The sequence below is a fragment of the Anthropogastromicrobium aceti genome (genome assembly GCF_020687335.1).
GTDB classification, from domain to species: domain Bacteria; phylum Bacillota; class Clostridia; order Lachnospirales; family Lachnospiraceae; genus Anthropogastromicrobium; species Anthropogastromicrobium aceti.
On sequence record NZ_JAJEQN010000095.1, the window covers coordinates 1 to 1500 of the forward strand.

Consider the following 1500-nt stretch of genomic DNA (forward strand, 5'->3'; position numbering starts at 1 on the left):
AATAGTTAATGGAATTAATACTGCAATTAATACGGAAGGTGATCCAGTGACGCGTGTTGTTTATGGTATAATAGAAGCCTGCTAATAAAAAGTCAAGTGTTTTTTGAAAAAAATTTCAAAAATCTGATTTGATATTTTGTGCATAACTTTTAAGCCGCCAGAAATGCCGGCTTTGAAAGGGGTGATATAGAAAAGGGTGTTATTCTGTCTGTTCTAAGTTCCACAGACACTCTTTGACTTTACCATAGTAAATGCGTAAGAACTTATTCGCTCCGGCTGTCATGTAGACATAGTAAGGCTTTCCCTGAGACCGTTTTTTGTTAAGAAAACGGTACACCGGATCGTCTTCAGGAGCATTTTGCAACAGGGTTGTCATGATCTGAAACAATGTTTTGCGCAGCCTTGCGGAGCCGACCTTTGAAGCCCTGTTGCTCTTTGACTTGTGCTGGTCGGATTCATCAACACCGGGGTCTACGCCCGCAAAGGCGGTCAGTGCTTCCCTGTGGGTAAACCGCCACATTGGGGTCAGGAACCGGCAACAAAAAATAAAAATAATTAAAATTTTATAAAAGTTTAATTATGAAAAATTTATGGTACCTGACCCCAATGTGAATTGTAAGTAGAATATCAACCGGCAGCTGGAAAAATTCAGGAACAGCAGCTTTAAAGTGGGGATCAGTGGGATTTACAACTGGAGCAATAGCAGGAGCGGCTATTGGTGCAGGAGCAGGACTTATAAAAAACAAAAAATTTAAAATACAGGCAGTTGGACGATTGAAATCAAAAGGAGCAACTGGAAAGGGACATTTAGGAGTGAAATATAGTTATAATAGAGTAACTAATAATGGAACTAAAGTTCAAAAGGTAGTTAATTCAATTGAAATACATGCTCCGCATGGAGAAGGTGCAAAACATAACTTTTGGCATTGGCAATTGAATCGTTGGCCAAAGGGAAAAGCTAGAGCTGTACATCATTGGACAATATATTTTAGGAGAATAGATTAAGAAAAGCTATTTAATAAATATATTAGTATATATATTGATGTTTTATAAACAGAAGAATTAAGCAAAAGAAATAAATTTTCTAGTACCTTATACATAATAGGCACTAGAAAATTTGTTCCATATAGAGCATTAATAATGGAGGAGGCGGTTATATGAAAAAGTTTTCGACAGAGGAAATAACAAATATTATAAGTAATGAAACAAATATCTGGGAACAATTCAAACAAAATATAAAGATGTGGGAGAAAAAACTAGAAGTGTATGGAATTGATATAAAACTAGAACAATATTGGGAAAATAATATATATAATCCAGATGAAATATTTAATGAAAGAGTTGAGTTTCGAGCAGGATATCAATATTATTGTAGTTTTGTCTTGTTAAAGGATGGAAAAGAAATTGATAGTGAAAAGGTATTTATGGGAGGAGAGTATATGTTTGTAGAAATACAAAATAAATGTATCTTTCCAAGATTATCAAAAAAATTTTGTGATT

At 34.5% G+C, this 1500-nt stretch carries 2 protein-coding genes and 1 pseudogene; 2 read left to right on the plus strand and 1 reads right to left on the minus strand.

The features are described from left to right. Positions 1 to 199 precede the first annotated feature (199 nt). Positions 200 to 514 (minus strand): annotated as a pseudogene (locus LKD48_RS16375) (transposase); the annotation flags it as partial. A 164-nt stretch (positions 515 to 678) separates the two neighbouring features. Between LKD48_RS16375 and LKD48_RS16380 the strand changes: the two are divergent. Continuing rightward, on the plus strand, positions 679 to 1005 hold the full coding sequence (locus LKD48_RS16380; RefSeq protein ID WP_308732651.1) for a hypothetical protein: 327 nt from the start codon (positions 679 to 681) through the stop codon (positions 1003 to 1005). Between the two features lie 152 nt (positions 1006 to 1157). After that, the coding region (locus LKD48_RS16385) for a hypothetical protein (RefSeq protein WP_308732652.1) at positions 1158 to 1500 on the plus strand (343 nt) is incomplete at its 3' end.